Origin of the sequence: Rhizobium sp. TRM95796 (genome assembly GCF_025779995.1) — a bacterium.
Lineage (GTDB): Bacteria > Pseudomonadota > Alphaproteobacteria > Rhizobiales > Rhizobiaceae > Rhizobium_E.
In genome coordinates this window covers 104,758-128,848 of record NZ_JAOXHE010000008.1, presented here as the reverse complement: position 1 = coordinate 128,848, position 24,091 = coordinate 104,758, and the positions used below count along the sequence as shown (strand labels likewise).

Annotated in this window: 25 protein-coding genes and 1 riboswitch; of the genes, 11 read left to right on the top strand and 14 right to left on the bottom strand. The window is 62.7% G+C overall.

Features of this window, described 5'->3' with window-relative positions; all coding sequences use genetic code 11:
- Positions 1-144: 144 nt before the first annotated feature.
- The 4 genes from OCK01_RS17080 to sdhC are packed head-to-tail and all read right to left on the bottom strand — an operon-like array spanning position 145 to position 3,561.
- Positions 145-924 (bottom strand): succinate dehydrogenase iron-sulfur subunit, encoded by a 780-nt coding sequence (locus OCK01_RS17080; protein ID WP_182827978.1) that lies wholly within the window; start codon positions 922-924, stop codon positions 145-147.
- Between the two features lie 17 nt (positions 925-941).
- The gene (gene sdhA / locus OCK01_RS17075) at positions 942-2,768 is read right to left on the bottom strand and encodes a succinate dehydrogenase flavoprotein subunit (protein WP_263824971.1); all 1,827 of its coding nucleotides are present in this window, start codon (positions 2,766-2,768) and stop codon (positions 942-944) included.
- 5 nt (positions 2,769-2,773) lie between these two features.
- Positions 2,774-3,154, bottom strand: coding sequence for a succinate dehydrogenase, hydrophobic membrane anchor protein (gene sdhD / locus OCK01_RS17070; RefSeq protein ID WP_263824970.1), 381 nt, complete (start codon positions 3,152-3,154; stop codon positions 2,774-2,776).
- A gap of 14 nt (positions 3,155-3,168) precedes the next feature.
- Positions 3,169-3,561 (bottom strand): succinate dehydrogenase, cytochrome b556 subunit, encoded by a 393-nt coding sequence (gene sdhC, locus OCK01_RS17065; RefSeq protein ID WP_263824969.1) that lies wholly within the window; start codon positions 3,559-3,561, stop codon positions 3,169-3,171.
- Between the two features lie 316 nt (positions 3,562-3,877).
- On the opposite strand from sdhC, the gene OCK01_RS17060 reads away from it, so the two are divergent.
- Entirely contained in the window at positions 3,878-4,198 is a 321-nt protein-coding gene (locus OCK01_RS17060) for a hypothetical protein (protein WP_263824968.1), read from the top strand.
- A 20-nt stretch (positions 4,199-4,218) separates the two neighbouring features.
- Here OCK01_RS17060 and hisC read toward each other — a convergent pair whose 3' ends face one another.
- Together hisC and OCK01_RS17050 are read right to left on the bottom strand one after the other, a co-directional pair.
- On the bottom strand, positions 4,219-5,280 hold the full coding sequence (hisC, locus tag OCK01_RS17055) for a histidinol-phosphate transaminase (protein ID WP_263824967.1): 1,062 nt from the start codon (positions 5,278-5,280) through the stop codon (positions 4,219-4,221).
- A gap of 3 nt (positions 5,281-5,283) precedes the next feature.
- Complete coding sequence (locus OCK01_RS17050) at positions 5,284-6,192, bottom strand: polyprenyl synthetase family protein (RefSeq protein ID WP_263824966.1); 909 nt, start codon at positions 6,190-6,192, stop codon at positions 5,284-5,286.
- Positions 6,193-6,428: 236 nt separating this feature from the next.
- On the opposite strand from OCK01_RS17050, the gene mtgA reads away from it, so the two are divergent.
- The 4 genes from mtgA (at position 6,429) to OCK01_RS17030 (ending at position 8,753) form a co-directional block, all read left to right on the top strand.
- Positions 6,429-7,103 carry a monofunctional biosynthetic peptidoglycan transglycosylase gene (mtgA, locus tag OCK01_RS17045; protein ID WP_246697596.1) on the top strand — a complete coding sequence of 225 codons (675 nt, stop codon included), beginning with the start codon at positions 6,429-6,431 and terminating at the stop codon, positions 7,101-7,103.
- 64 nt (positions 7,104-7,167) lie between these two features.
- A complete protein-coding gene (locus OCK01_RS17040; protein ID WP_263824965.1) occupies positions 7,168-7,815 on the top strand; it encodes a glutathione S-transferase family protein in 648 nt (215 codons plus the stop codon).
- Positions 7,816-7,972: 157 nt separating this feature from the next.
- Positions 7,973-8,158 carry a 50S ribosomal protein L32 gene (rpmF, locus tag OCK01_RS17035; RefSeq protein ID WP_137157063.1) on the top strand — a complete coding sequence of 62 codons (186 nt, stop codon included), beginning with the start codon at positions 7,973-7,975 and terminating at the stop codon, positions 8,156-8,158.
- Positions 8,159-8,348: 190 nt separating this feature from the next.
- The gene (locus OCK01_RS17030; RefSeq protein WP_182829364.1) at positions 8,349-8,753 is read left to right on the top strand and encodes a hypothetical protein; all 405 of its coding nucleotides are present in this window, start codon (positions 8,349-8,351) and stop codon (positions 8,751-8,753) included.
- 46 nt (positions 8,754-8,799) lie between these two features.
- On the opposite strand, the gene phaR is transcribed toward OCK01_RS17030, so the two are convergent.
- Positions 8,800-9,381, bottom strand: coding sequence for a polyhydroxyalkanoate synthesis repressor PhaR (gene phaR, locus OCK01_RS17025; protein WP_182827972.1), 582 nt, complete (start codon positions 9,379-9,381; stop codon positions 8,800-8,802).
- A gap of 297 nt (positions 9,382-9,678) precedes the next feature.
- Between phaR and OCK01_RS17020 the strand changes: the two genes are divergently transcribed.
- Both OCK01_RS17020 and OCK01_RS17015 read left to right on the top strand, forming a co-directional pair.
- On the top strand, positions 9,679-10,860 hold the full coding sequence (locus tag OCK01_RS17020; protein WP_263824964.1) for an acetyl-CoA C-acetyltransferase: 1,182 nt from the start codon (positions 9,679-9,681) through the stop codon (positions 10,858-10,860).
- Between the two features lie 73 nt (positions 10,861-10,933).
- The gene (locus OCK01_RS17015; protein WP_263824963.1) at positions 10,934-11,659 is read left to right on the top strand and encodes a beta-ketoacyl-ACP reductase; all 726 of its coding nucleotides are present in this window, start codon (positions 10,934-10,936) and stop codon (positions 11,657-11,659) included.
- Positions 11,660-11,808: 149 nt separating this feature from the next.
- Here the strand turns inward: OCK01_RS17015 and OCK01_RS17010 are convergent, their stop codons facing one another.
- Both OCK01_RS17010 and OCK01_RS17005 read right to left on the bottom strand, forming a co-directional pair.
- A complete protein-coding gene (locus OCK01_RS17010) occupies positions 11,809-12,057 on the bottom strand; it encodes a glycine zipper domain-containing protein (protein WP_263824962.1) in 249 nt (82 codons plus the stop codon).
- Positions 12,058-12,080: 23 nt separating this feature from the next.
- Complete coding sequence (locus tag OCK01_RS17005) at positions 12,081-12,236, bottom strand: DUF3309 family protein (RefSeq protein WP_182827969.1); 156 nt, start codon at positions 12,234-12,236, stop codon at positions 12,081-12,083.
- Positions 12,237-12,819: 583 nt separating this feature from the next.
- Here OCK01_RS17005 and OCK01_RS17000 point away from each other — a divergent pair.
- The 4 genes from OCK01_RS17000 (at position 12,820) to OCK01_RS16985 (ending at position 17,780) form a co-directional block, all read left to right on the top strand.
- Positions 12,820-15,879: a helicase-related protein gene (locus tag OCK01_RS17000; protein ID WP_263825177.1), complete on the top strand. Its 3,060-nt coding sequence runs from the start codon at positions 12,820-12,822 to the stop codon at positions 15,877-15,879.
- A 3-nt stretch (positions 15,880-15,882) separates the two neighbouring features.
- Complete coding sequence (locus OCK01_RS16995) at positions 15,883-16,278, top strand: RNA-binding S4 domain-containing protein (protein WP_263824961.1); 396 nt, start codon at positions 15,883-15,885, stop codon at positions 16,276-16,278.
- Positions 16,279-16,438: 160 nt separating this feature from the next.
- Positions 16,439-16,777 carry a ferredoxin FdxA gene (gene fdxA / locus OCK01_RS16990; protein ID WP_182827967.1) on the top strand — a complete coding sequence of 113 codons (339 nt, stop codon included), beginning with the start codon at positions 16,439-16,441 and terminating at the stop codon, positions 16,775-16,777.
- 433 nt (positions 16,778-17,210) lie between these two features.
- A complete protein-coding gene (locus OCK01_RS16985; protein ID WP_137157053.1) occupies positions 17,211-17,780 on the top strand; it encodes a CarD family transcriptional regulator in 570 nt (189 codons plus the stop codon).
- A gap of 96 nt (positions 17,781-17,876) precedes the next feature.
- Here the strand turns inward: OCK01_RS16985 and OCK01_RS16980 are convergent, their stop codons facing one another.
- The 5 genes from OCK01_RS16980 to OCK01_RS16960 all read right to left on the bottom strand — a co-directional run bounded on the left by OCK01_RS16980 (position 17,877) and on the right by OCK01_RS16960 (position 24,005).
- Entirely contained in the window at positions 17,877-19,457 is a 1,581-nt protein-coding gene (locus tag OCK01_RS16980; protein WP_412179024.1) for a M48 family metalloprotease, read from the bottom strand.
- Positions 19,458-19,524: 67 nt separating this feature from the next.
- Positions 19,525-20,256 carry an ATP-binding cassette domain-containing protein gene (locus OCK01_RS16975; RefSeq protein WP_263824960.1) on the bottom strand — a complete coding sequence of 244 codons (732 nt, stop codon included), beginning with the start codon at positions 20,254-20,256 and terminating at the stop codon, positions 19,525-19,527.
- Positions 20,249-21,841: a thiamine/thiamine pyrophosphate ABC transporter permease ThiP gene (locus tag OCK01_RS16970; protein WP_263825175.1), complete on the bottom strand. Its 1,593-nt coding sequence runs from the start codon at positions 21,839-21,841 to the stop codon at positions 20,249-20,251. The genes OCK01_RS16975 and OCK01_RS16970 overlap by 8 nt, the downstream gene beginning before the upstream one ends.
- A gap of 8 nt (positions 21,842-21,849) precedes the next feature.
- Positions 21,850-22,860 carry a thiamine ABC transporter substrate binding subunit gene (gene thiB, locus OCK01_RS16965; protein ID WP_263824959.1) on the bottom strand — a complete coding sequence of 337 codons (1,011 nt, stop codon included), beginning with the start codon at positions 22,858-22,860 and terminating at the stop codon, positions 21,850-21,852.
- Between the two features lie 43 nt (positions 22,861-22,903).
- A riboswitch (TPP riboswitch) is annotated at positions 22,904-23,017 on the bottom strand.
- 43 nt (positions 23,018-23,060) lie between these two features.
- Positions 23,061-24,005 (bottom strand): bifunctional helix-turn-helix transcriptional regulator/GNAT family N-acetyltransferase, encoded by a 945-nt coding sequence (locus tag OCK01_RS16960; protein ID WP_263824958.1) that lies wholly within the window; start codon positions 24,003-24,005, stop codon positions 23,061-23,063.
- Between the last annotated feature and the right edge of the window lie 86 nt (positions 24,006-24,091).

Here is a 24,091-nt window from a genome sequence, read left to right as displayed (position 1 = left end):
GCCATGGTTAATCAAGCGCTAAGGTCGTCGGGCGAAAATTTTAACCCTTCTTGCGCGCCTTTGCCGCCAAACTGCCGAAAAGACCGGAAGTTCCGTTCCCGCATGCAAAAACGCCGGGCTCACGCCCGGCGTCGCGCCGCGCCGTCAGCTGCGGCGCTCGACCATCATCTTCTTGATTTCGGCGATCGCCTTGGCCGGGTTCAGCCCCTTCGGGCAGGCCTGGGCGCAGTTCATGATCGTGTGGCAGCGATAGAGCCGGAAAGGATCCTCGAGATCGTCGAGGCGTTCGCCCTTGGCTTCGTCTCTGGAGTCGATCAGCCAGCGATAGGCCTGCAGCAGGACGGCGGGACCGAGATAGCGGTCGCCGTTCCACCAATAGCTCGGACAGGAGGTCGAGCAGCAGGCGCAGAGAATGCATTCATAGAGACCGTCGAGCTTCTGGCGGTCGTCATGGCTCTGCTTCCACTCCTTCGCCGGCGTCGGCGACACCGTCTTCAGCCAGGGCTCGATCGAGCGATGCTGGGCGTAGAAATTGCTGAGGTCAGGCACCAGATCCTTCACCACCGGCATATGCGGCAGAGGATAGATCTTCACGGTGCCGTTGATGTCGTCGACGCCCTTGGTGCAGGCCAGCGTGTTGGTCCCGTCGATATTCATCGCGCAGGAGCCGCAAATGCCTTCGCGACAGGAGCGACGGAAGGTCAGCGTCGGGTCGATCTTGTTCTTGATGTAGAGCAGCGCGTCGAGCACCATCGGACCGCAGTCGTCGACATCGACGTAATAGGTGTCGATCGACGGATTTTTGCCGTCGTCGGGCGACCAGCGATAGACGCGATACTCACGGACATTCTTGGCCCCAGCCGGCTTCGGCCAGACCTTGCCTTCCGTCATCTGCGAATTCTTGGGCAGTGCGAGTTCAACCATGATCCACCATCCCCGGATTAATAGACGCGCGCCTTGGGCGCGATCTTGGCGAGATCGATGCCCTCGGCGATCAGGTCGGTATGTACCGGCCGGTAGTCGAGCTTGACGTCGCCGCTTTCGCCGACCCAGGCCAGCGTGTGCTTGCGCCAGTTGACGTCGTCGCGGCTGGAAAAATCCTCGCGGGCATGGGCGCCGCGGCTTTCCTTGCGCGCTTCCGCGCCATAGACTGTTACGATGGCGTTGGCCATGAGGTTGTCGAGTTCGAGCGTTTCGACCAGATCCGAATTCCAGATCAGCGAGCGGTCGGTGACCTTGACGTCGGGCAGTTCCTTCCAGATTTCGCTCATGCGGCGGCAGCCGCTTTCGAGCGATTCCTGGGTGCGGAACACGGCGGCGTCTTCCTGCATGGCGCGCTGCATCTTTTCGCGCAGCACGGCGGTCGGCGTCGAGCCGGACGCATAGCGCGTCTTGTCGAAGCGAGCCATGATCTTGTCGCAGGCGGCCTTGTTGACGGCCGGGATCGGCGAGGCGCGGTCAATAACTTGGCCGGCGCGGATGGCGGCGGCGCGGCCGAACACCACGAGGTCGATCAGCGAGTTGGAGCCGAGACGGTTGGCGCCATGCACCGAGGCGCAGCCGGCTTCGCCCACGGCCATCAGGCCGGGCGCGATGCGCTCGGGATTGTCGCTGTCGGCATTGAGCACTTCGCCCCAGTAATTGGTCGGCACGCCGCCCATATTGTAGTGGACGGTCGGCAGCACCGGGATCGGCTCGCGCGTCACATCGACGCCGGCGAAGATCTTGGCCGATTCGGAAATGCCCGGCAGGCGTTCGCCGAGAACGGCTGGATCGAGGTGATCCAGATGCAGGAAGATGTGATCCTTGCCCTTGCCGACGCCGCGGCCTTCGCGGATTTCCATGGTCATGCAGCGCGAGACGACGTCGCGCGACGCCAAATCCTTGGCGGTGGGCGCATAACGCTCCATGAAGCGCTCGCCTTCGGAATTGACGAGATAACCGCCTTCGCCGCGCGCGCCTTCGGTGATCAGGCAGCCGGCGCCGTAGATGCCGGTCGGATGGAACTGCACGAATTCCATGTCCTGCAGCGGCAGTCCGGCGCGGGCGATCATGCCGCCGCCGTCGCCGGTGCAGGTATGCGCCGAGGTGGCGGAGAAATAGGCGCGGCCATAACCGCCGGTCGCCAGCACCACCATCTTGGCGGCGAAGCGATGGATCGTGCCGTCGTCTAGGTTCCAGGCGACGACGCCGGTGCAGCGGCCATCGGCTTCCATGATCAGGTCGAGCGCAAAATATTCGACGAAGAATTCGGCGTTGTGCTTGAGCGACTGACCGTAGAGCGTATGCAGGATGGCGTGACCGGTGCGGTCGGCTGCGGCGCAGGTGCGCTGCACCGGCGGGCCTTCGCCGTAATTCTGCATATGACCGCCGAAGGGACGCTGGTAGATGCGGCCGTCTTCGGTGCGCGAGAAGGGCACGCCATAGTGTTCGAGTTCATAGACCGCCTTGGGGGCTTCCATGGCGAGATACTGCATGGCGTCGACGTCGCCGAGCCAGTCCGAACCCTTGACGGTGTCGTAGAGATGCCACTGCCAGCTGTCCGGCGTCATGTTTTGCAGCGAGGCGGCGATGCCGCCCTGCGCAGCCACCGTATGCGAGCGGGTCGGGAAAACCTTGGTGATGCAGGCGGTCTTGAAGCCCTGTTCGGCCATGCCGAGCGTGGCGCGGAGGCCGGCGCCGCCTGCGCCGACGACCACCACGTCATAAGCGTGGTCGACGAATTCATAAGCCTTGCCGCCGAGTGCGGGAGAGGAAGATGCAGCCATTGTTTTTATCCTGCAAATCCGATCTTGAGCACGGCGAAAAGACAGAGACCGCCGACCAGGACCGTGAAGAAGGTGTTGAGCATCAGAAGCGCCAGCTTGGCGACCTCTCCATGCACGTAATCCTCGATGACCACCTGCATGCCGAGCCGCATATGGGAAAGCGAGGAAATGATGAACAGGCCCATCAGCACCGAAACGACGGGATGGCCGAGCGCGGCGCGCAATTCGGTATAAGACGACGTCGAATGCGTGATGACGAAGCCGATGAAGAACAAAACCAGCGGCACATTGGCAACGGCCGTCAGGCGCTGGGTCCAGAAATGTTCGGTGCCTTCCTTGGCGGAGCCGAGGCCGCGGACCTTGCCGAGCGGGGTGCGCATATCCATGATGTCAGCTCCTTTCAGCGAACCGCATAACCGACGATCCAAAGCAGGACCGTGACCACGGGCGAGGCGACGAAATGTGCGATGGCGAGACGGGTGGAGAAATGCTTCTCGAAACCATGTCCGAGATCCCACATGAAGTGCTTGAGACCGCCGAGCAGGTGATGAACCAGCGCCAGCGTGTAACCGAACAGCACGATTTGGCCGATGATCGAACCGAAGACCGCGTTGACCATTTGGAAGTAGTCTTCGCCGGACGCCGCCGCGATCAGCCACCATGCCACGAGCAAGGTGCCGACAAACAGCGCCATGCCGGTGATTCGGTGCGAGATCGACGCCATCATCGTCGGAATCGGTTTGTAGATCTGCAAATGCGGGGAGAGAGGACGGTTTTTCACCGTATTCGCCATGGAAACCTCCTGGGAGGGCAATCGAAATGCGCCGGAGCCGGGGCGCACAAGGGTTTGTGTTGCACATAGGCCTGTGTGCAATGCGTCAAAATCGTGTTTAGTCCCGTCATGACAACGCCGCAAGCCCTGCCAAAGGCCAATTTCCGATTTAATCGATTATTGCATTTTACGCGCTCCGGAGACTGCCGGATTAGTATTAAGCCTTTGTCTCTGCGAGGGAAGATTCCGTCGTCCGGGCGTTGATTCGGACGGTCGGACGATGTTAACCTTTCGTTAACCGGCGTGTTCCGCGCCTCTTTGTGAAAGGGTTGCTTCCGTGTTGCGTTCAATCTTTCTCGCCGCCGCCTTTGCCGCAGTTTCCCTGCCGAGCTTCGCCGGCGATCGATCCGAACTCCGTCATCATCACAAACGCGATTTTCACAGCCGCGATTGGCGGGACTTCGATCGCTATTCGGGCGACGTCAGCATCGTGTCCATTCCCGGCGTCGGCTCCTGGTCCCTGGGCTCGGTCGGCTCCTCCATCGCTTATGTCGACACGATCGGATTTCGCGCCGAGCCTTTGATGATCGATGTAGGGGCGCTGCCGGACGGCAACGAATGCTCGATGGAGAACGGCGTCTGCGTCATCCGTCCCTGAACGAAGGCCGGACGCGCAGCTCAGTTCGAAAGCGCGCTATCGACAGCCTCGATCAGCCGGTCGCATTCGGCCTCCGTGCCGATGCTGATGCGCAGGAAGTCACCGATGCGCGGCTTGGCGAAATGACGCACCAGCACCGCCTCTGCGCGCAGTCGCGCCGCAAGTTCGGCGCCGTCGTGATCCGGATGGCGGGCGAAGACGAAATTGGCGAGCGAGGGCAGCACCTCGAATCCGCGTGCGGCGAGCACGTCGGTCATCCGGGCCCGCGACGCCATCACCTTCCGCCGCGTCTCGTCGAACCAGGCCTCGTCCTCGATCGCCGCTGTGGCGCCCGCTTCCGCGAGCCGGTCGATAGGGTAGGAATTGAAGGAATCCTTCACCCGCTCCAGAGCCTCGATCAGCGGACGCTGGCCGATCGCAAAGCCGACGCGCAATCCTGCCAGCGAGCGCGATTTCGAGAGAGTGTGCACGACCAGGAGATTGGGATAGCGGCGGGTGAGGCCGATGGCGCTGTCGGCGCCGAAATCCACATAGGCCTCGTCGATCACCACCGGCTGATCGGGATGCGCCCCGGCGAGCGCCTCGATCTCTTCGAGCGACAGCGCGATGCCCGTCGGCGCATTCGGATTGGGAATGACGATTGCGCCGCAGGGTTGGTCATAGTCTTCGATGCGTATCCGGAAGCCTTCGTCCAGCGGAACATGAATCGTCTCGATGCCGAACAGGCCAGCATAGACCGGATAGAAGCTGTAGCTGATATCCGGGAACAGCAGCGGCGCGTCATGCTTGAGCAACGCCTGGAACACATGCGCGAGCACTTCGTCGGATCCATTGCCGACGAACACCTCGTCGACCTCCACCCCATGCCGCGTCGCGATCGCCTGGCGTAGTCTGAGCGAGGACGGATCGGGATACAGCCGCATCCGGTCGTCGGCGGCCTCCCTGATGGCGGCCAGCGCCTTGGGCGAGGGGCCATAGGGATTCTCATTGGTGTTGAGCTTGATGAGATTGGCGATGCGCGGTTGTTCGCCCGCGACATAGGGCTTGAGGCCGGCGACGAGAGGCGACCAGAATTTGCTCATGACTTACTTCTCCCGCGTGGCGACATAGGTGGCGAGGCGCATCAGCATGTCGGCCCGCGCGCCATAGGGCGAAAGCGCCGCATGCGCCTCCTCGATCAGGTCTTTCAGCGTCCGCTCCGTCCAGTCGACGCCGTGAAGCGCCGGCAAGGTGCCCTTGTTGCGCGCCGCGTCCTTGCCGGCCGCCTTGCCGAGCGTGGCGCTGTCGGACACGAGATCCAGCACGTCGTCGCGGAGTTGGAAGGCGAGGCCGATAATGCGGCCGAAATGCGAGAGCCGCTCGATGTCCTCGACCGATGCGCCCGCTAGCGTCGGCCCGGCCTCGCAGGCGAAGCGGATCAGCGCGCCGGTCTTCATCGCCTGCAACTGGCGGATCTCGGTCTCGGCCAGCGTCTTGCTCTCTGCTTCGAGATCCAGCGCCTGGCCGCCGGCCATGCCGCCCGGTCCCGCCGCCCGCGCCAGCCTCAACACCAGATCGATCTTGACGGACGCCGGCAGCGTCGTGTCCGGAGAGGCCAACACGTCGAAGGCGTAGGTCAACAGGCTGTCGCCGGCCAGGATCGCTGCAGCCTCGTCGAAGGCCTTGTGGACCGTGGGCTGGCCGCGGCGGAGATCGTCGTCGTCCATCGCCGGCAGATCGTCATGGATCAGCGAATAGCAATGCACGCATTCGAGCGACGCCGCCACACGCAGGGCCGCGGCGCGATCGCCGTCGAACAGCCGCGCGCTTTCGATCACCAATGCCGGCCGCATGCGTTTGCCGCCGGCCAGCACGCCATGCCGCATCGCGGAAAAAAGCCGCTCCGGCCGCGTGACTTCGCCGGAGAGCGGCTCCGACGACAAAAGCGCCCCCAGCAACGTTTCGACGTTGCGGGCGTGATCTTGCAGAGTGGTCAAGAAGGGTTCGTCCAGCATGTCGGCTCTTTCGCATGCCGGCGCGGGGCTTGCAACCGCACAGTTGCCGGGGATGGCGCGACAAAGCGGCGCCGGTGGTCTGGTCAGGCCGCGTCGCCCGGTTTATGAAGACTTGGCGAAGGGCAAAAAGGAACCGGACGATCTTGGACGCCATGACGGAGGCGAATGCGGTAGTAGACGCCGGGCAGGAAACGCCCGCGGCTGCCGCGCCTCGTCTCGACGAAAGCGAAAGACCGATGCGCGATTATCTTCGGAAAGCCGGCCTTGCGCTTCTGGGCCTGCTGGTTCTCCCTTATCTTCTGATCCTCGTCTACAAGATCGACCTTGTGCGCCCGGTCTCGACCCTGATGCTCTGGGATCTCGCGAGTTTTCAGGGATACGACCGTCGTTGGGTCGAATTCGAGGAGATCGCGCCGGTTCTGGTCCAATCGGTGATGATGTCGGAAGACGGGCAATATTGCAGCCATTCGGGGGTGGACTGGGTGCAGATGAACGGCGTGGTCGACGACGCGCTCGCCGGAAAGCAGACGCGCGGCGCCTCGACCATCCCGATGCAGACCGCCAAGAACCTGTTTTTATGGAATGGGCGCTCCTTCCTTCGCAAAGGTCTGGAGTTGCCCCTGGCGGTCGGCGCGGACTTTGTCTGGTCCAAGCGTCGACTGATGGAAATCTATCTCAACATCGCCGAATGGGGCCCGGGGATCTATGGCGTCGAAGCGGCGGCCCAACACCATTTCAAGACATCCGCCGACAAGCTCAGCCGGCGCCAGGCGGCGCTTCTGGCCGTAGCGCTGCCCAATCCCATCACCCGCAACGCCTCCAAGCCCGGCCGCGGCATGAAGCGACTGGCCGCGCTGATCGAGCGCCGCGCCAAGGGTTCGGGCGATTACATCAAATGCCTTTATGACTGATCGCTTCTGAATTCATTGGTTCGACGGGGACGGATTGGTTAGATTTGCGGCCCTGGAGGATCGCATGGCTCAACTCAAGCTCTATGTCGGCAACAAGAATTATTCGTCCTGGTCGCTCAGGCCCTGGCTCGCCCTGAAGGCGGCGGGCGTCGAATTCGAAGACGAAGTGGCGCCCTTCGACTTTCCGGCCGGCAATCCGGCCATCAAGGCGTTGTCGGACGTCGGTCGCGTGCCGATCCTCGTCGACGGCGATTTCAGGCTCTGGGAATCGCTGGCGATCATCGATTACGTCGCCGACCTCTTTCCGGAAAAACGCCTCTGGCCGCAGGACATACGCGACCGCGCTCTGGCGCGCGCCTATAGTCTCGAAATGGCGACCGGCTTCCGCGCCTTGCGCAACGCCTGCCCGATGAACTTGCGCCGTCCGCGAAAGGCGATGGCGGTCGGCGAAGATGTGCTGACCGACGTCGCCCGCATCGAAAAGATCTGGTCGGATGCGCTGGCGAGAAGCGGCGGCCCCTTCCTGTTCGGAGAGTTCAGTGCCGTCGATGCGATGTACGCGCCCGTCGTCAATCGCTTCGACGCCTATATGCTCACGGAAAAGCCGCAGTCGCGCGCCTATATGCAGGCTGTCGTCGATCACCCCGCGTTTTGCGAATGGGCAGCCGCAGCTGCGCTCGAAACCTGGATCGTCCCCGAAGACGAAGCCTGATGAGGAATCGGCAGGGTTGAGAAAAAATGTCCGGGGGGACTGGTCAAAGCCCCCTGGCGCATGTATAAGCCCGCCAAATTTTCCGGAAAAGATCGCTGATGCGCGCGGCCTTCCTGGCTGAACGAAACGATGTCCGGGTGAGATTGGAGTTAAGAAAATGGCAGTTCCTAAGAGAAAAACCAGCCCGTCCCGCCGCGGTATGCGCCGTTCTGCAGACGGCCTGAAGGCGTCCACTTATGTGGAAGACAAGAACTCGGGCGAGCTTCGCCGTCCGCACCACATCGACCTGAAGACCGGCATGTATCGCGGTCGTCAGGTGCTGACGCCGAAGGAAAACGCCTGATTTCAGGCGCGCCTGCGCGTGAGTTTCGAAGGGCCGGCGAAAGCCGGCCCTTTGCTGTTGCGGACTTTTCGTCCGCGGGCAGCAGTCGAAGGCGGCTTTGCGCAGATCGAATTCGGCGATTGCCCGCGTTTCCCCGATTCCGTTTCGCGCCGAAAGCCTCTAGTGTCGCGCCGACAAACTAGCGGAGCGCATTATGGCCGTCATCCCACTGATGATCCTTCCTTTCATTCTCTACAATCTCGTGATGTTCGGGGCCATGGGCTCCGGCGGCGTTGCGGCTTTGGACAATTCGATCTTCAGCCTCGACATGATGTCCGGCGCGACCTGGACCATGAGCCTCGGCGATCTCTTGCTGCTCGTGGCGCTGTTCGTGCTGTTCTTCGAGATCATAAAGGCGACGCGGCGCAGATCGGCCGTCATGGACCACCTTTTGTCCATGCTGCTTTTCATCGTGTTTCTGGTGGAGTTCCTGCTGGCGCCGGCGGCGGCCACGCATGTGTTCTTCCTGCTGATGGCGATCTGCTTCATCGACGTCGCGGCAGGGTTTACGATCTCGATCACCTCGGCGGGCCGCGACGTGTCGATCGGCCTTTGACGGCCGTTGTCCGGGCGGCGAAAAACCGCCGCCCGCAGTCTCGCAATTACATGTTCTCGATCTTCGCCTGAAGAGCGCGCAGCTGCTCCTTCAGATCCTCGATATCCTTGGCGTCGGCCTTGCCTTTCGGCTCCGCCTTGGCTTGGGTCTGCGGCGCGAAAGGCGTGAACACTTCCATCGCCTGACGGAAAATCTCGGTGTTGCGCTTCACCTGCTCTTCCATCAGCTGCATCGGAATCTGCAGGTTCTTGGCGAGCGGCGTGTCGCCGAGCGACTTCGCCAGATGATCGCGGATCTGGTTCTGCTGGCTGCTGAAGGCGTGCATCGACTGTTCGAGGTAGGACGGCACGAACATCTGCATCTGGTCGCCGTAATAGGAGATGAGCTGGCGCAGGAAGGAGATCGGCAGCAGCGTGTTGCCGTTTTTGGATTCCTGTTCGAAGATGATCTGCGTCAGGACCGAATGCGTGATGTCGTCGCCGCTCTTGGCGTCCTGGACGGTGAAGTCCTCCCCCTTCTTGACCATCTGCGCCAGATCGTCGAGCGTCACATAGGTGCTTGTGCCGGTATTGTAGAGACGCCGGTTCGCGTATTTCTTGATGACGATCTGCCCATCATTTTTGGCCATTCGTTCCTCCTGACCGTCTTTTCTTTTGCAAAAACGCCTCCTCCACTCGATTTCTCAGGCGCTTTTCAACAGTCTATGCTGAAAAGCCCTTGAGGCACAATGGTTTTGTGCGTTGCGGCGTGGGCTGGAGCCGCAGCGCACCGGTCGCAGAACATCGGGTTTGCTCGCGCTCCCGGAGAGCAACCATGGCGGGAATGGCAGTGGCATGCCGCAATGCGGCATATTGGTCTTTCGCGTCATTGACAGCCTCCTGCGTGTTTGCGAGTGTCAGCATAACCCATTAAGGAGGAAACAATCATGAGCAGCCCTTCGATCGTCATCGCAAGCGCGGCGCGCACCGCCGTCGGCTCTTTCAACGGCAGCTTCGCCAATGTCCCCGCCCACGAACTGGGCGTGGCCGTCATCAAGGGCGTGCTCGAACGCGCCGGCGTCGAAGCGTCTGAGGTCAATGAAGTCATTCTCGGCCAGGTCCTTCCGGCCGGCGAGGGCCAGAACCCGGCCCGCCAGGCCGCGGTCAAGGCCGGCGTGCCGATCGAGGCCACTGCCCTCGGCATCAACCAGCTCTGCGGTTCCGGACTGCGCGCCGTCGCCCTCGGCATGCAGCAGATAGCCTCCGGCGACGCCTCCATCATCGTCGCCGGCGGCATGGAATCCATGTCCATGGCCCCGCATTGCCAGCATCTGCGCGGCGGCGTGAAGATGGGCGACGTCAAGCTGATCGACACGATGATCAAGGACGGCCTGACCGACGCCTTTCACGGCTATCACATGGGCATCACCGCCGAAAACGTGGCCCGCCAGTGGCAGCTGTCGCGCGACGAGCAGGACGCCTTCGCGGTGGCCTCGCAAAACAAGGCCGAAGCCGCCCAGGCCGCCGGCCGCTTCAAGGATGAAATCGTGCCCTTCATCATCCAGGGCCGCAAGGGCGACACGATCGTCGACGCCGACGAATATATCCGCGCCGGCGCGACCATCGATGCTCTCGCCAAGCTCCGTCCGGCCTTCGACAAGGAAGGCACCGTGACCGCCGGCAACGCCTCCGGCCTCAATGACGGCGCCGCCGCCGCCCTGCTGATGAGCGAAGAGGAAGCCGTCCGTCGCGGCATCGCCCCGCTCGCCCGCATCGTTTCCTGGGCGACCGCCGGCGTCGATCCCAAGATCATGGGCACCGGCCCGATCCCGGCATCGCGCAAGGCGCTCGAAAAGGCCGGCTGGTCGGTCGGCGACCTCGATCTGGTCGAGGCCAACGAAGCCTTCGCCGCCCAGGCCTGCGCGGTGAACAAGGATCTCGGCTGGGATCCGTCGATCGTCAACGTCAATGGCGGCGCGATCGCCATCGGCCATCCGATCGGCGCGTCCGGCGCGCGCGTCCTCAACACGCTGTTGTTCGAAATGAAGCGGCGCTCCGCCAAGAAGGGTCTGGCCACCCTCTGCATCGGCGGCGGCATGGGCATCGCCATGTGCGTCGAAGCGATGTAATCCCCATCGGGAGCGGCTGTCCGGCCGCTCCCCCACACAGGATCGACAAGAAAACCATCCAGGGAGGGAATTCATGAGCAGAGTAGCACTCGTTACCGGCGGAACGCGCGGAATCGGCGCCGCCATCTCCGTGGCGCTGAAGAATGCCGGCTACAAAGTCGCCGCCAATTACGCCGGCAATGACGAGGCCGCCAAGACATTCACCGCGGAAACGGGCATTTACGCCTTCAAATGGGATGTGTCGAGCTATGACGCCTGCGTGGCAGGCATCGCCCAGGTCGAAGCGGAATTGGGACCCGTCGAGATCCTCGTGAACAATGCCGGCATCACACGCGATGCAATGTTCCACAAGATGACGCCGGACCAGTGGAATGCGGTCATTTCCACCAATCTCTCCGGCCTGTTCAACATGACCCATCCGGTATGGTCGGGCATGCGCGACCGTTCCTTTGGCCGCATCATCAGCATTTCGTCGATCAACGGACAGAAGGGCCAGATGGGCCAGGCGAACTATTCCGCCGCCAAGGCCGGCGATATCGGCTTCACCAAGGCGCTGGCGCAGGAAGGCGCGGCCAAGGGCATCACCGTGAACGTCATCTGCCCCGGCTATATCGGCACCGAAATGGTGCGCGCCGTGCCGGAAAAGGTGCTCAACGAGCGCATCATCCCGCAAATCCCGGTCGGTCGTCTCGGCGAACCGGAGGAAATTGCCCGTTGCGTGGTTTTCCTCGCCTCCGACGACGCCGGCTTCATCACGGGTTCGACGATCACGGCCAATGGCGGTCAGTACATGGTCTGAGCACAAACGATGAGAGGCCGCCCAAAGGCGGCCTCCATGGTTGATATTCAGTAAAAATGCCAGATGTTGCGGCGAACGCTCAGGGAACCTGGAATCAGGCACGCTTCGTCGGTGATCCGTTTCGAACCTGTTCGCCCAGCGCCGTTCCGTCAGCAGCGCGCTTCGTAGCGACGGCCGTGGCGATCGCGATAGACGCAATATCCGTCACGGCTTGCATGACCGATCAAGGCGCCGGCCGCGCCGCCCACGACTGCCCCGACTGCCGCGCCGCCGACATCGCCGGTCACGACGCCGCCGACGACGGCGCCTGTCGCCGCGCCCACGCCGGCGCCTCTTTCAGTGGCTGTGCAGGACGCCAATGCGCCGATCATGGCCATGGACAGAATAACTTTTTTCATCGCTACGCTCCTTCTCCGTGTGGTCAGACCCGTCCCATCAGGACGAGTATGAGAACTATGACGAGAACAAGCCCGATTCCGCCTGACGGCCCGTAGCCCCATCCCCTGCTATAGCCCCAATTGGGCACAGACCCGATGAGAAGAAGGACCAGAATGACGAGAAGAATGGTTCCAAGCATGTCGCGACCCCATATGCGCAATCGAACTGACGGAAAGAACGAGCGATAAAGTGGATTGTTCCGGGGGCTGATGGATAATTTCGCGAAGACAACGGCAGCTCTCAAAACCATGAATAAACTGGTTAACAAGACGCTGACCCACAAGATGTTGTAGTGAACGGTTTGGCAACCGTTTGCGACGTCTGATTCGTCCGTGATTCGTGCTTGCTCGGTTCACGCCTTTCGTCGCGCCGTTCCGGCACAGGGCGGCGACCTTCGGAAAGCTTTGATTAACCATGATTTCGCGAATTCGTTGACCCGAAAATCCTGGGATCTCCGAGGCTCGCGCCTGCAACTCCAGCGATTCCGTGGACGATTCAACCTATCGATCGGTCGCCGTCGATTCCTCAAGATCTAGTAGGGAACGCTCCGTGAACACGAGAGGGTCTGTGATTCGTCTCCGATTCGTTCCCAAGCTGTTCCGAAGCCTGTGATTTTGCGCGCTGTCACGGGGAAAATCCCGCGCGGACGCCCTTCTTCTTGCAATTGCCGCTTTTAGAGGGCAAGGAAAGCCGCCGGCTTTCAGCCGACTCCTTCATCTGGACTGGACACATTGACTTCCGATCCCCTGATCTTGAGCGGCCGCGGCGTCACTGCGGTTCTCGGCCCCACCAACACCGGCAAGACCCATTACGCCATCGAGCGGATGGTGGCGCACGCCTCGGGCGTGATCGGATTGCCGCTTCGTCTGCTGGCGCGTGAAGTCTATGGCCGCGTCGCTGAAAAGGTCGGGGTCGCCAATGTGGCGCTGATCACCGGCGAGGAGAAGATTTCTCCCCCGGGCGCACGCTATTCGGTCTGCACCGTCGAAGCCATGCCCAGTGAAACCCGAGCCTCCTTCGTCGCCATCGACGAGGTTCAGCTCGCCGCCGATCTCGAACGCGGCCATGTCTTCACGGATCGCATCCTGCATCTTCGCGGACGGGAAGAGACGCTGCTCCTCGGCGCGGCGACGATGAAGCCGATCCTGACCCAGATTCTTCCGGGTCTGACGGTGGTCGAGCGGCCCCGCCTGTCGCAGCTCTTTTACGCGGGCCAGAAGAAGATCACCCGCTTGCCGCGTCGCTCGGCCATCGTCGCCTTTTCGGCCGACGAGGTCTACGCCATCGCCGAACTGGTGAAACGCCAGCGCGGCGGCGCGGCCGTGGTGATCGGCGCGCTCAGCCCTCGCACCCGAAACGCCCAGGTGGCGCTCTATCAGGAAGGCGACGTCGAATATATCGTCGCCACCGACGCCATCGGAATGGGCCTCAATCTCGATGTCGATCATGTCGCATTCGCCCAGGACCGGAAATATGACGGATTTCAGTATCGAAATCTGACGCCGGGAGAGATGGGGCAGATCGCCGGACGCGCCGGACGCCATATGCGCGACGGCACATTCGGAGTGACGGGCCAAACGCGACCGCTCGACGACGAGATGGTCCAGCGGATAGAGGGACACGAATTCGACCCGGTCAAGGTGATGCAGTGGCGCACCAAGGTGTTCGATTTCTCCACCATCGACAATCTGCGCAAGAGCCTGGACATGCCGCCCCGCCTGCAGGGCCTGACCAAGGCGCTGCCATCGGTCGACATGCAGGCGCTCGAGCATCTGGCGCGTTATCCGGACATTTTGGAGCTTGCCACATCGCGGGAAAGGGTGGAAAAGCTCTGGGAGATTTGCGCCCTGCCTGATTACAGGCGGATTACCTCGCTGCAACATTCCGATCTCGTCGCCGCCATCTACAAGGACATTGTCCGGCTCGGCGCGGTGAAGGAGGATTTCATTGCGGAGCAGGTGCGCCGGGCGGACAGGACGGATGGCGAGATCGACACGCTCTCGGCCCGTATTGCGCAAATCAGGACTTGGACCTATGTGTCCAACCGGCCCGGCTGGCTGGCCGATCCGGCGCACTGGCAGGAAAAAACGCGCGAAATCGAAGATCGTCTCTCGGACGCGCTGCATGAAAGGTTGACCAAACGCTTCGTAGACCGCAGGACATCTGTGCTCATGAAGCGGTTAAGAGAGAATGCTATGCTCGAAGCGGAAATCAGTGTGAATGGCGATGTCTTCGTCGAAGGGCATCATGTGGGACAGTTGTCGGGTTTCCGCTTTACGCTTGCGGGCGGAACGGACGGCCAGGATTTGAAGGCTGTCGAAAGCGCGGTCGGCAAGGCGCTGGGTCTCGAATTCGAGGCGCGCGCCGCACGGCTTCACGCCGCCGGCAACAATGACCTGGCGATCGCCAATGACGGTCTGGTTCGCTGGCTCGGCGAGCCCGTGGCGCGGCTGACGGCGTCCGATCACGTGATGCGTCCGCGCATCGTGCTTCTGGCCGACGAATTGCTGCAGGGCCACGCCCGCGATCACGTCCAGGCGCGTATCGAGCGGTTCGTGAATCATCATATCGCCACGGTCCTCAAGCCTCTGGACGATCTCGTCCGCGCCGAAGACCTGCAGGGCATCGCCAAGGGGATCGCCTATCAGCTCGCCGAAAGCCTCGGCGTTCTGTTCCGCCGCGACGTCGCCGACGATGTCAAGGCGCTCGACCAGGACGGCCGCGCGTCGCTGCGCAAATACGGCATCCGCTTCGGCGCCTATCACGTCTTCATGCCGGCGCTGCTGAAGCCCGCTCCCGCAGAACTCATCACCCTGCTCTGGGCGCTGAAGAACGACGCGCTCGGCCTGCCGGGCTATGGCGACCTGATCCCGGCGCTCGCCGCCGGCCGAACCTCGATCGTCACCGACCACAGCTTCGAGCGCAATTTCTACCGCCTCGCCGGCTTCCGTTTCCTCGGCAAGCGCGCGGTGCGAATCGACATTCTTGAGCGCCTGGCCGATCTCATCCGTCCGCTGCTGCAGTGGAAGCCCGGTTCCCCGACCCGTCCGGACGGCGCCTATGACGGCCGCCGTTTCATGACGACGCCGGCGATGCTGTCGATCCTCGGCGCCACCGCCGACGACATCGAGGAGATCCTCAAGGGTCTCGGCTATCGCGCCGACAGCGTCACCGCCGACGAAGCGAGCGCTCATCTGGTCTCCACCGCGCCGACGCCGGCGCAGCCGGCTGCCGCGGCAGTCGAGGACGCGACGTCGGAAGAGCCGAAGGCCGACGACACCGCGACGGCCGTCGAAGCCTCCGAGACTGCGGAAGCCTCTGAAACCTCCGTCGGCGAAGAGGCTCCCGTCGAAGCGGAAGCCGCGCCCGCCGAGCCGGCCGCGTCCGAAGAGCCGCAGGAAGAAAAGCGCGTTCTGCTCTGGCGTCCGGGCGGCCGCAACGATCAGCCGCAGCGCAATGCCGGCCCTCGTCGCGAGCAGGCTTCGCGCGAAGGCGGACGCCGGCCGGAGCGTCAAGGCGACGATCGTCGCCCGCAGAACGCCCAGAACCGCGGCGAAGGCCGTCGGGACCGCAAGGAACAGGGCGATCGGCCCCCGCGCAACGACCGTCCGCGCCAAGACAGGCCGGAGCGTCACGACCGCCAGGACGCCGCTCCACGCCAGGACAAGGGCAATCGCGGCCAGCCGCAGCGCTTCGAGGCCAAGCCCCGCAAGGAAAAGCCGATCGATCCGGATTCTCCTTTCGCCAAGCTCGCCGCGCTGAAGGAACAGCTGAAGAAGTAACGGATGAACGACGCCTCGGCCAGCCAACGCCAGCGGATCGACAAATGGCTGTTCTTCACCAGAATCGCCAAGTCGCGCACGCTGGCGCAGGGCTGGATCGAGGCGGGTCATGTCGCCGTCAACGGCGACAAGGTCCGACGCCCGAGCGCCGATGTGAAGATCGGCGACCGGCTTGAGGTGGCCACAGCCGAAAAGCACGTGATCGTCGTCGTCAAGGCGGCGGGAGAGCGCCGCGGCCCCTATGAGGAAGCGCGGCTGCTCTATGACGACGAGACGCCGCCGCGCGAGCGCCTGACGAAGTTCGAGCAGGCGACGCGCGAACCCGGCGCGGGCCGCCCCGAAAAGAAAGAGCGTCGCCAGATGGAACGGTTGAAGGGGCGCTACGATTTCGAGCCCTGAGAATTGCGTCGCGTAAGCCTCGCGCAAGGCAGATATGCATATGCCGCAACCCTCGTTTTCCCTGTCGTCGCCTTGCAAAGCAGGGGCAAAGAAGCTAGTGGACAAACGATCTTTGGGCCGTGCCGGGCCCCGTTGACTCGACTTTATCTGGAGCCTTCGAATGACTTATGTCGTGACCGACAACTGCATCAAGTGCAAGTACACGGACTGCGTGGAAGTGTGCCCGGTCGACTGTTTCTACGAGGGTGAGAATTTCCTGGTCATCCATCCGGACGAATGCATCGACTGCGGCGTCTGCGAGCCGGAATGTCCTGCGGAAGCCATCAAGCCGGATACCGAGAGCGGTCTGGATAAGTGGTTGAAATTGAATGCGGAATACGCCTCAATCTGGCCCAATATCACGCAGAAGCGCGATGCGTTGCCCGAAGCCAAGGACATGGACGGCGTCGAAGGCAAATTCGAAAAGTTCTTTTCTGAAAAGCCGGGCGCTGGCGACTGACGGATGGACGAAACGACCGCGCGTGGCGTAAGCCATCAGCGGTCGAGACAGCCCGGGCGGGGCGCAACGACCGCAGGCGACGAGCGCGCGCCGCCCATTAATCTGATTCCCCTGCTTAACCACGATGCGAAGCATCGCGGAGCCGCCTTGCGGCGGGTCAAAGCAAATTATTGATTTCCACCGTTTTTTGTGGTAGACACTCTTCCACTGATCCCGAAGGGCGTAATATGCCCAAACATCACGAAAGCTACGATCCCTTCATGCGGCGCTCTTGAAACCTGCACCATTCGGTGGACTGATTTCATCCGCTCCGCAACAAGGGCTTGCCTGCAATTTACATGTGGCGGTCAGACTACCAGGCGAAGCGTCGCCTCCCCCGGCCCCTGGGCCGCACCCGGGCAACCGGAAGCATTTTAGGGAGTTTGTGAAAAGCATGACAACCCAGATCAAGAAGACTTCAGCCCGTCACGGTTTCAAGACCGGTGAGTCGATCGTTTATCCCGCGCATGGCGTCGGTCAGATTGTGACGATCGAAGAGCAAGAAGTCGCCGGCATGAAGCTCGAGCTCTTCGTGATCGATTTCGAGAAGGACAAGATGCGCCTGAAGGTTCCGGTGGCGAAAGCCGTCAGCATCGGCATGCGCAAGCTGTCCGAAACCGATTTCGTCGATCGCGCGCTTAAGGTCGTGCAGGGCAAGGCGCGGGTGAAGCGCACCATGTGGTCGCGCCGTGCTCAGGAATATGACGCCAAGATCAATTCGGGCGACCTGATTTCGATCGCCGAAGTGGTTCGCGACCTCTATCGCGCCGAAAACCAGCCGGAACAATCCTATTCCGAGCGTCAGCTCTATGAACAGGCTCTGGACCGCATGGCTCGCGAAATCGCCGCCGTCAACAAGATGTCCGAAACCGAAGCCGTGCGCCTGGTCGAGACCAATCTCGCCAAGAGCCCGCGCCGCTCCGGCAAGATCACCGAAGACGACGAGCAGGAAGAGGCAGCCTGATCCTGCTTTCCATTCCCTCATTGCCAAGCCCGGAGCCAAAAACTCCGGGTTTTGCATTTTGAGGTGTTTCCCGACGATGGCGCAACCCGCGCGCCTCTATTCCGCGACGATCTTCAGCTTATCGCCGGGCGCGATCTGCGCCTGTGGCGTCAGTCCGTTCAGAAGCAGGAAGAGATCCAGCTTGCGATCTGTGCCAAGCATGCGCTGGGCGATGGAGGCTGCCGTATCGCCGGCCTTTGCTTCGATGACGCGAATGCGCAGCGGCTTGAGCGAGGCGATCTCGGAAGGGCTCATGCGGCGGAATGTCGCGCGCAGCCGATCCGCCGTCGATTTCAACAGCGCGTCCTGCCCTTTCGGCACCGCCGTTAGGAAGCGATAGATCTTCTGACCGTCTCTCACCACGGTGACGTCGAAATCCCACCGCTCCGCCGAGGCCCGCGCCACCGCAGCCGGCATGCCGTTGACGGTCGAGATTCGAACCGTCTCGGGCAGGAGACCGGTCACCCAGCCGCTGGAAATATAGGCCGCGAGGCTGCCGCCGGAATTGTCGTCCACCAGATCGAAGCGGATCGCCACATCTCCGGGGCCTGTCGCCATGACGGCGTCGACCTTGTTGTCGATCCGGAAGCCGGGCGGCGTGTCGAAACGTATGCCGAGATTGCCGTGCAGGAAGGACTGGCCGCGCACGTAGCCCTCCTGCGGGCTGTCGCCATAGAGCAGTCCATCGATGCCGGCGAGGAAATAGTCGCTTCCGCGATCGCCTGCCTTGCCTTCCATGCCGAATTGTCGGGCATGCATGCGCGCAAGCTCGACGCGCTGCGGCGTCGACGGATGGCTCGACAGGAAGTCGAGGCCCAGTCCCGCGCCGTCCGTTCCGGCGTTGAACTTCTGGAACGCCGCCATCGCATCGAGAAAGCGCGCTGCGGCGTAGGGGTCATAGCCCGCCTCGCCGAGCATGCGGACGCCGATGACGTCGGCCTGGAGCTCCTGATTGCGCGAGAAGGCGGCAAGGCGGAGTTTGGAGCGCGCCAGCGCCTGCTTGCCTGCGATTTCGGACGAGAGCACCTCGCTGACCACGCGGCTGGCGATCACCGCGGCTTCCTCGCGCTGCTGGCGCTCGATGCCGTGATTGGCGGTCACATGCGCCATCTCATGGCTGAGCACGGCGGCGACTTCCGACGCGTCGGTGGCCAGAGCCAGAAGCCCGCGCGTCACATAGACGTAACCGCCGGGCAGGGCGAAAGCATTGATAGCCGGTGAATTGAGAATGGTGATCCGATAGGATTGCGCCGGGTTTTCCGACACCACGGTCAGCGCGCCGGTAATGCGCGCCACCAACTGTTCGGTCTTGAGATCGTGATATTCGCCGCCATAGGAGGCGACGATGCGCGGATGCTCGCGCGCGCCCAGCTCGGCGCGAGGATCGTTCTTCTGCACTTCATCGACGATTTGCGGCGAGGTGGAAGGCGCGATATTGGGCTCGTAGCTCTGTTCCAGGATGGATTGGCAGCCCGAGGCGAACAACGTCACTCCCGTCAAGGCGATGGCGCGCAACAGATTGTCCCGGCGCGCACGACGATTTCGTCCGCCAGGTCTCTGGTCGCCGCTCGATCTCCTGCTTCCGACTGTCAGAGCGCTGTCCTCTTCTTGCCCGTATTCAACCGGACGGGGCACCATTAGCCGATTTCACGACGTGTTGCATAGCACAATCTGATATGCCGACGCCGTCAAATTCTTAACAAAATCAGTCGAATTTGAGGCTGGACGCCGCTTTATCCGTGATTTCGCCGGTCTTTGTCCACTCTGCGGCGGATCCCGCAAAAGCAATGGCGCCATGGTCGATCCCCACGACCCGATCGGCGATAGTCATGATCTCGCTCCGGTCATGTGTGATCATCATAACGATCATCGCCGCGGATCGTTGCATGGACCGGACGAGGTCGCCCATCTCCCGGCGCAGCCGTTCGTCGAGACTGGCGAACGGTTCGTCGAGCAGCAGCAGCGGCCGCTTCCTGAGCAGCGCGCGGGCGAAAGCCGCACGCTGCTTCTCGCCGCCGGAGAGATCGGCGGGCTTGCGGCGTTCGAAGCCGGCGAGACCGACGGCTTCGAACGCCGCCGACACCTCCGCCCGCGCCGCCGCGTCGAGCCGCAGGGCAGGGCTGATCCCGAGCGCGACATTGTCGAACAGGCTGAGGTGAGCGAAGAGATTGTGTTCCTGAAATACATAGGTCAGCGGACGGCGTCCCGGCGGCAGATGGGTGACGTCGACGCCATTGAGGACGATCCGGCCGCGCTCGGGCGTCTCGAATCCGGCCAGCAGATGAAAGAGCGTCGATTTTCCCGCGCCCGACGGCCCGGTGACCGCGACGACGCCAGGTCCTTCGATGTGAAGTCGATAGCGGAAATTCCGCGCGCCGAAGGAGATGCCGAGATCGTCGATCTTGAGATCGAGCGAGTCTTTCCCGAAATCAACCATGATGCGCCCCCTCCGCAGAAAAAGACCTCAACGCCGGCGCCATCAGCGCGAGACAGACAAGGCCTAGGATCAGTGACAGACCGGCGGCGTCCGTGCCGCGGTAGCTGCCGAGCTTGGCGTAGAGCAGGGCCGGCAAGGTGATGAAATTGTCGTCGCCGAACAGGGCGATGGCGCCGAGATCGCCGAGCGAAAGCGCCATGGCGAAAGCGAGCGCGGTAAGAAGCGGCGTCTTCAGCGCCGGCCAATCGATCAGCCGCAGCCGGTTCCACCCGGTCACCCCCAGACTGAGCGCCAGATGCTCGGTGCGATGGACATGGCTGTCGAGCGACGGCCCCAAAGCGCGGGCGACGAAGGGCATCGCCATCAGCGCGTTGATGACGATGACGGCGAAGGGCGCGCCGACGCCGACCCATCCCAGGCGGAGCGTCAGCACGAACCAGCCTGCCCCCAGCGCCAGCGGCGGCAGCAGCAGGATGAAGTCGGTGAGGCCGAGGCTCCGCCGCGCCAGCGATCCCGGCGCAAACCGCCGCCGCGCCTGGAGCAGCGTATAGCCGAGCAGGGTGGAGAGAAGCCCTGAAGATATGGCGATGACGAGGCTTATCGACAGCGCGCGGTGAAAGAGAGGATCAGAGACGAGACGGAATAGATCCGCTCTTACTCCGGCAGACGCCGCCGCGACGAGCGGCGCGGCCACGAACAGGGTGAAGACGAGGATGATCACACTGTCGACTCCCAGTGCCCAGGCGCCTCGCGCATCCGGTCGGAAAGGCCGTGACGACAGCGTCGAGCGGGCGTGTTCAACGTCAGGCGCGAGACGAAGAACCTGGAAAACGAAGCCGGTCAAAACAATCTGCAGCAATGTGAGCGCCAGCGCTCGTGCCGGATCGAAATCGAATTTCAGAGCCTGATAGATCGCGACTTCCAGCGTCGATGTCGCCGGACCGCCTCCCAGCGTCAGGATGATGGTGAAACTGGTCATGCACAGCATGAAGATCAGGCCCGCCGCGCCAGGCAAGGCTTTGAGGAGCGCCGGCCCCTCGACAAACCGGAAAAGGGAGAGCCGGGAAAAGCCGAGACTGGCGGCGAGCCGCCATTCGTCGCGCGGCGTCGCGTCGAGGCCCGTCAGCAGAAACCGCACGGCGAGCGGCAGGTTGAAGAACACATGGGCGATCAGAATGCCGGAGAGACCATAGATCGACAGTCGCGGAGCCCCGAACCAGACCAGCGCGTCATTGGCGAGCCCTTGCCGCCCCCAGATCTCGACCAGCCCGAACACCGCCGGCAGCACCGGCAGCCCCAAAGGCAGGACCATTAGCGCAACGACGAAACCGCGCCCCGGAAAAGACGGTCGACGCGCCAAGGCCAGCGCCACAGGAACGGCGAACGCCACCGAAAGCGCCATCGACAGAAAGGCCTGCCAGAGCGTAAACGCCGTCAGATGCCAGAGATAGGTCAGGGGCGGGTAGGAGGCCTCCGGCGCGGCGGCCAGAAGGCCGGCCGCCGCGAGCGCGACGAACAGCAGGATGCCGGCCAGGCTGAAGAAGCCGGCCGAGATCCAGACCCTGTCCTCGCGCGCGCGGATCATGAGCCGGCTTACTTCATGCTCATGGCGGCCAGCCACTCGTCGATCCAGGCTTTCCGCTGGGCCGCGACCTCTTCCGGCGCGATCACCAGCGTCTTCTCCGGACTGACCAGCTTGCCGAACACCGGGTTGAGCGGCGCCGATGTCTTGGCGGCCGGCATCATCCAGTTGTTCTCGGGAATGACGTCCTGAAACTCGGGCGAGATCATGAAGCTGAGGAAGGAGCGCGCGAGCTCCGCGTCTTTCGTCGTCTTCACCATGCCCGCGACTTCGACCTGGATCGGATGTCCCTCGGAGAAGGCGGCGGCCTGGTAGCGGTTCTGGCTCTCGGCGATCATGTGATAGGCCGGCGAGGTGGTGTAGGACAGCACCATCGGCGCTTCGCCCTTGGTGAACAGCCCATAGGCTTCCGACCAGCCCGGCGTCACGGTGAGCACGCGCGGCTTGAGCTTCGTCCAGGCCTCGCCCGCCTTGTCGCCATAGACCGCCTTCATCCAGACCAGCAGGCCGAGACCGGGCGTGGAGGTGCGGGGATCTTCGATGACGATCTTCTCGTCCGGATTGCCCTCGACCAGCTCGTTCAGGCTCTTCGGTGGGCTCTTCATCGTCTCGGTGTCGTAGATCACGGCAAAGTGGCCGTAGTCATAGGGCACGAAGACGGGATCGCTGAAACCGCCGGGAATCGCGACGCGGGTGGTGTCGACGCCGTGATCGGCGAACATGCCGGTGTCGCGCGCTTCCTGCACCAGATTGTTGTCGAGGCCGAGCACGATGTCGGCCTTGGTCTTGTCTCCCTCGGTCTTCAGCCGCGTCAGCAGCGCCACCCCGTCGCCGAGGCTGACATAATCCACCTTGCAGGCGCAGGTCTTTTCGAACGCCGCCTTCACCTTGGGGCCGGGACCCCATTCCGAGGTGAAGCTTTCATAAGTGTAGATCGTCAGCGTCTTCTCGGCCGAAAAAGCGGGATGGGCGAGGGAGAAAGCGGCGAGGGCCGCCAGAGAATACAGGGTCGCGTTGCGCATCAGCGCCTCCTTCATGTTTCAACAAACGGGAATAGGGCGCTGAGATATCGTGCCGTCTAATCCCTCCGCCGGTGCTAACCGGATCAGGTTCTTCGGGTTGGTCTTGGGACCTCTCAGCCGACGATCGTTGCCGATCGCAGCACCCCGTTAGAGCGGTTCTCTCTGTAAAGGGAGTTTTTCACTCTGGCAAGTTCGCCGCGTCAGCGAGGGAGCGTACGGGTGCGCATGAAACGTTGCTCCCTGACCTCCGCGCCCCACTGATGTCCCAGCCATTCCTCCTGCAACTTGAAGCCCGATCGTTCGTAGAGGGCGCGGGCGGGGTCGAGGCCGGCGAATGTCCAGAGGTGGATTTCCTTGAAATCGTTTCTGTCGGAGAATTCGAGCGCCCGCTGCATGAAACGACGCCCCAGTCCTCGCCCCTGCATCCGCTCCTCGACGATGACCCAGCGCAGATGCGCTTTTCCATCGCCGAGATCCTCGCCGTCGATGGCCGCCGAACCGACGATGTCGTCGCCCTGCACAGCCAGCCAGATTTCGTTGCAGGTCCTGGAGGCGCGGCCGATGAACTCCGCCAATCCGGATGCGACCTTCGCTTCGAAGGCGGCTCCGAACTTCCACCGCCGGCTATAATAGCGAGCGTGAAGCCCGGCTATGGCGCCGATGCAGCCCGGTCTGTAGCCGGAGACGATTTCGACCTCGGGAGGCGCAGACGAAGCGCCGGTCCTGACCTCCGCAAGCGCATCGGCATAGGCGTTCAGCCCCTCGCGGATCAGTCTGCGCCGGCCGGGATCGCACGTGGTCAACGCTCGGGACACCTGATTGTCGGCATAGCGATCGATGGCGGCGGCGAGCGCCACGCCTTTGTCGGTCAGGAAGAGCCTTTTTCTCCGTTTGTCCCCGTCGTCGCTCTCCTCCGCCAACAATCCGTCTTCCGAAAGCTTTGCAAGAAGGCGGCTGACGCTGGACTTTTCCAGCAGCAACAGCGATGCGAGATTCTTGGCGGTCAGGTCCGTCTGCATCAGTTCGACCAGCGTGTGAACCGCCGACGGCGACAGGGTCGTGCCGGCGAGCCCTCGTCGAAGAAAGCCGAGCTCCCGCACCAGCCGTCTCGACGATTGGCGGATAGCGTCGATCTCTTGCCGCATGCTCCCTCCCAATAGTTGTATCGTACAACGATATGACGGCGACAGCCGAACCGCAAGAGCGTCCCGACGGCTTGAAATGCCGCAAA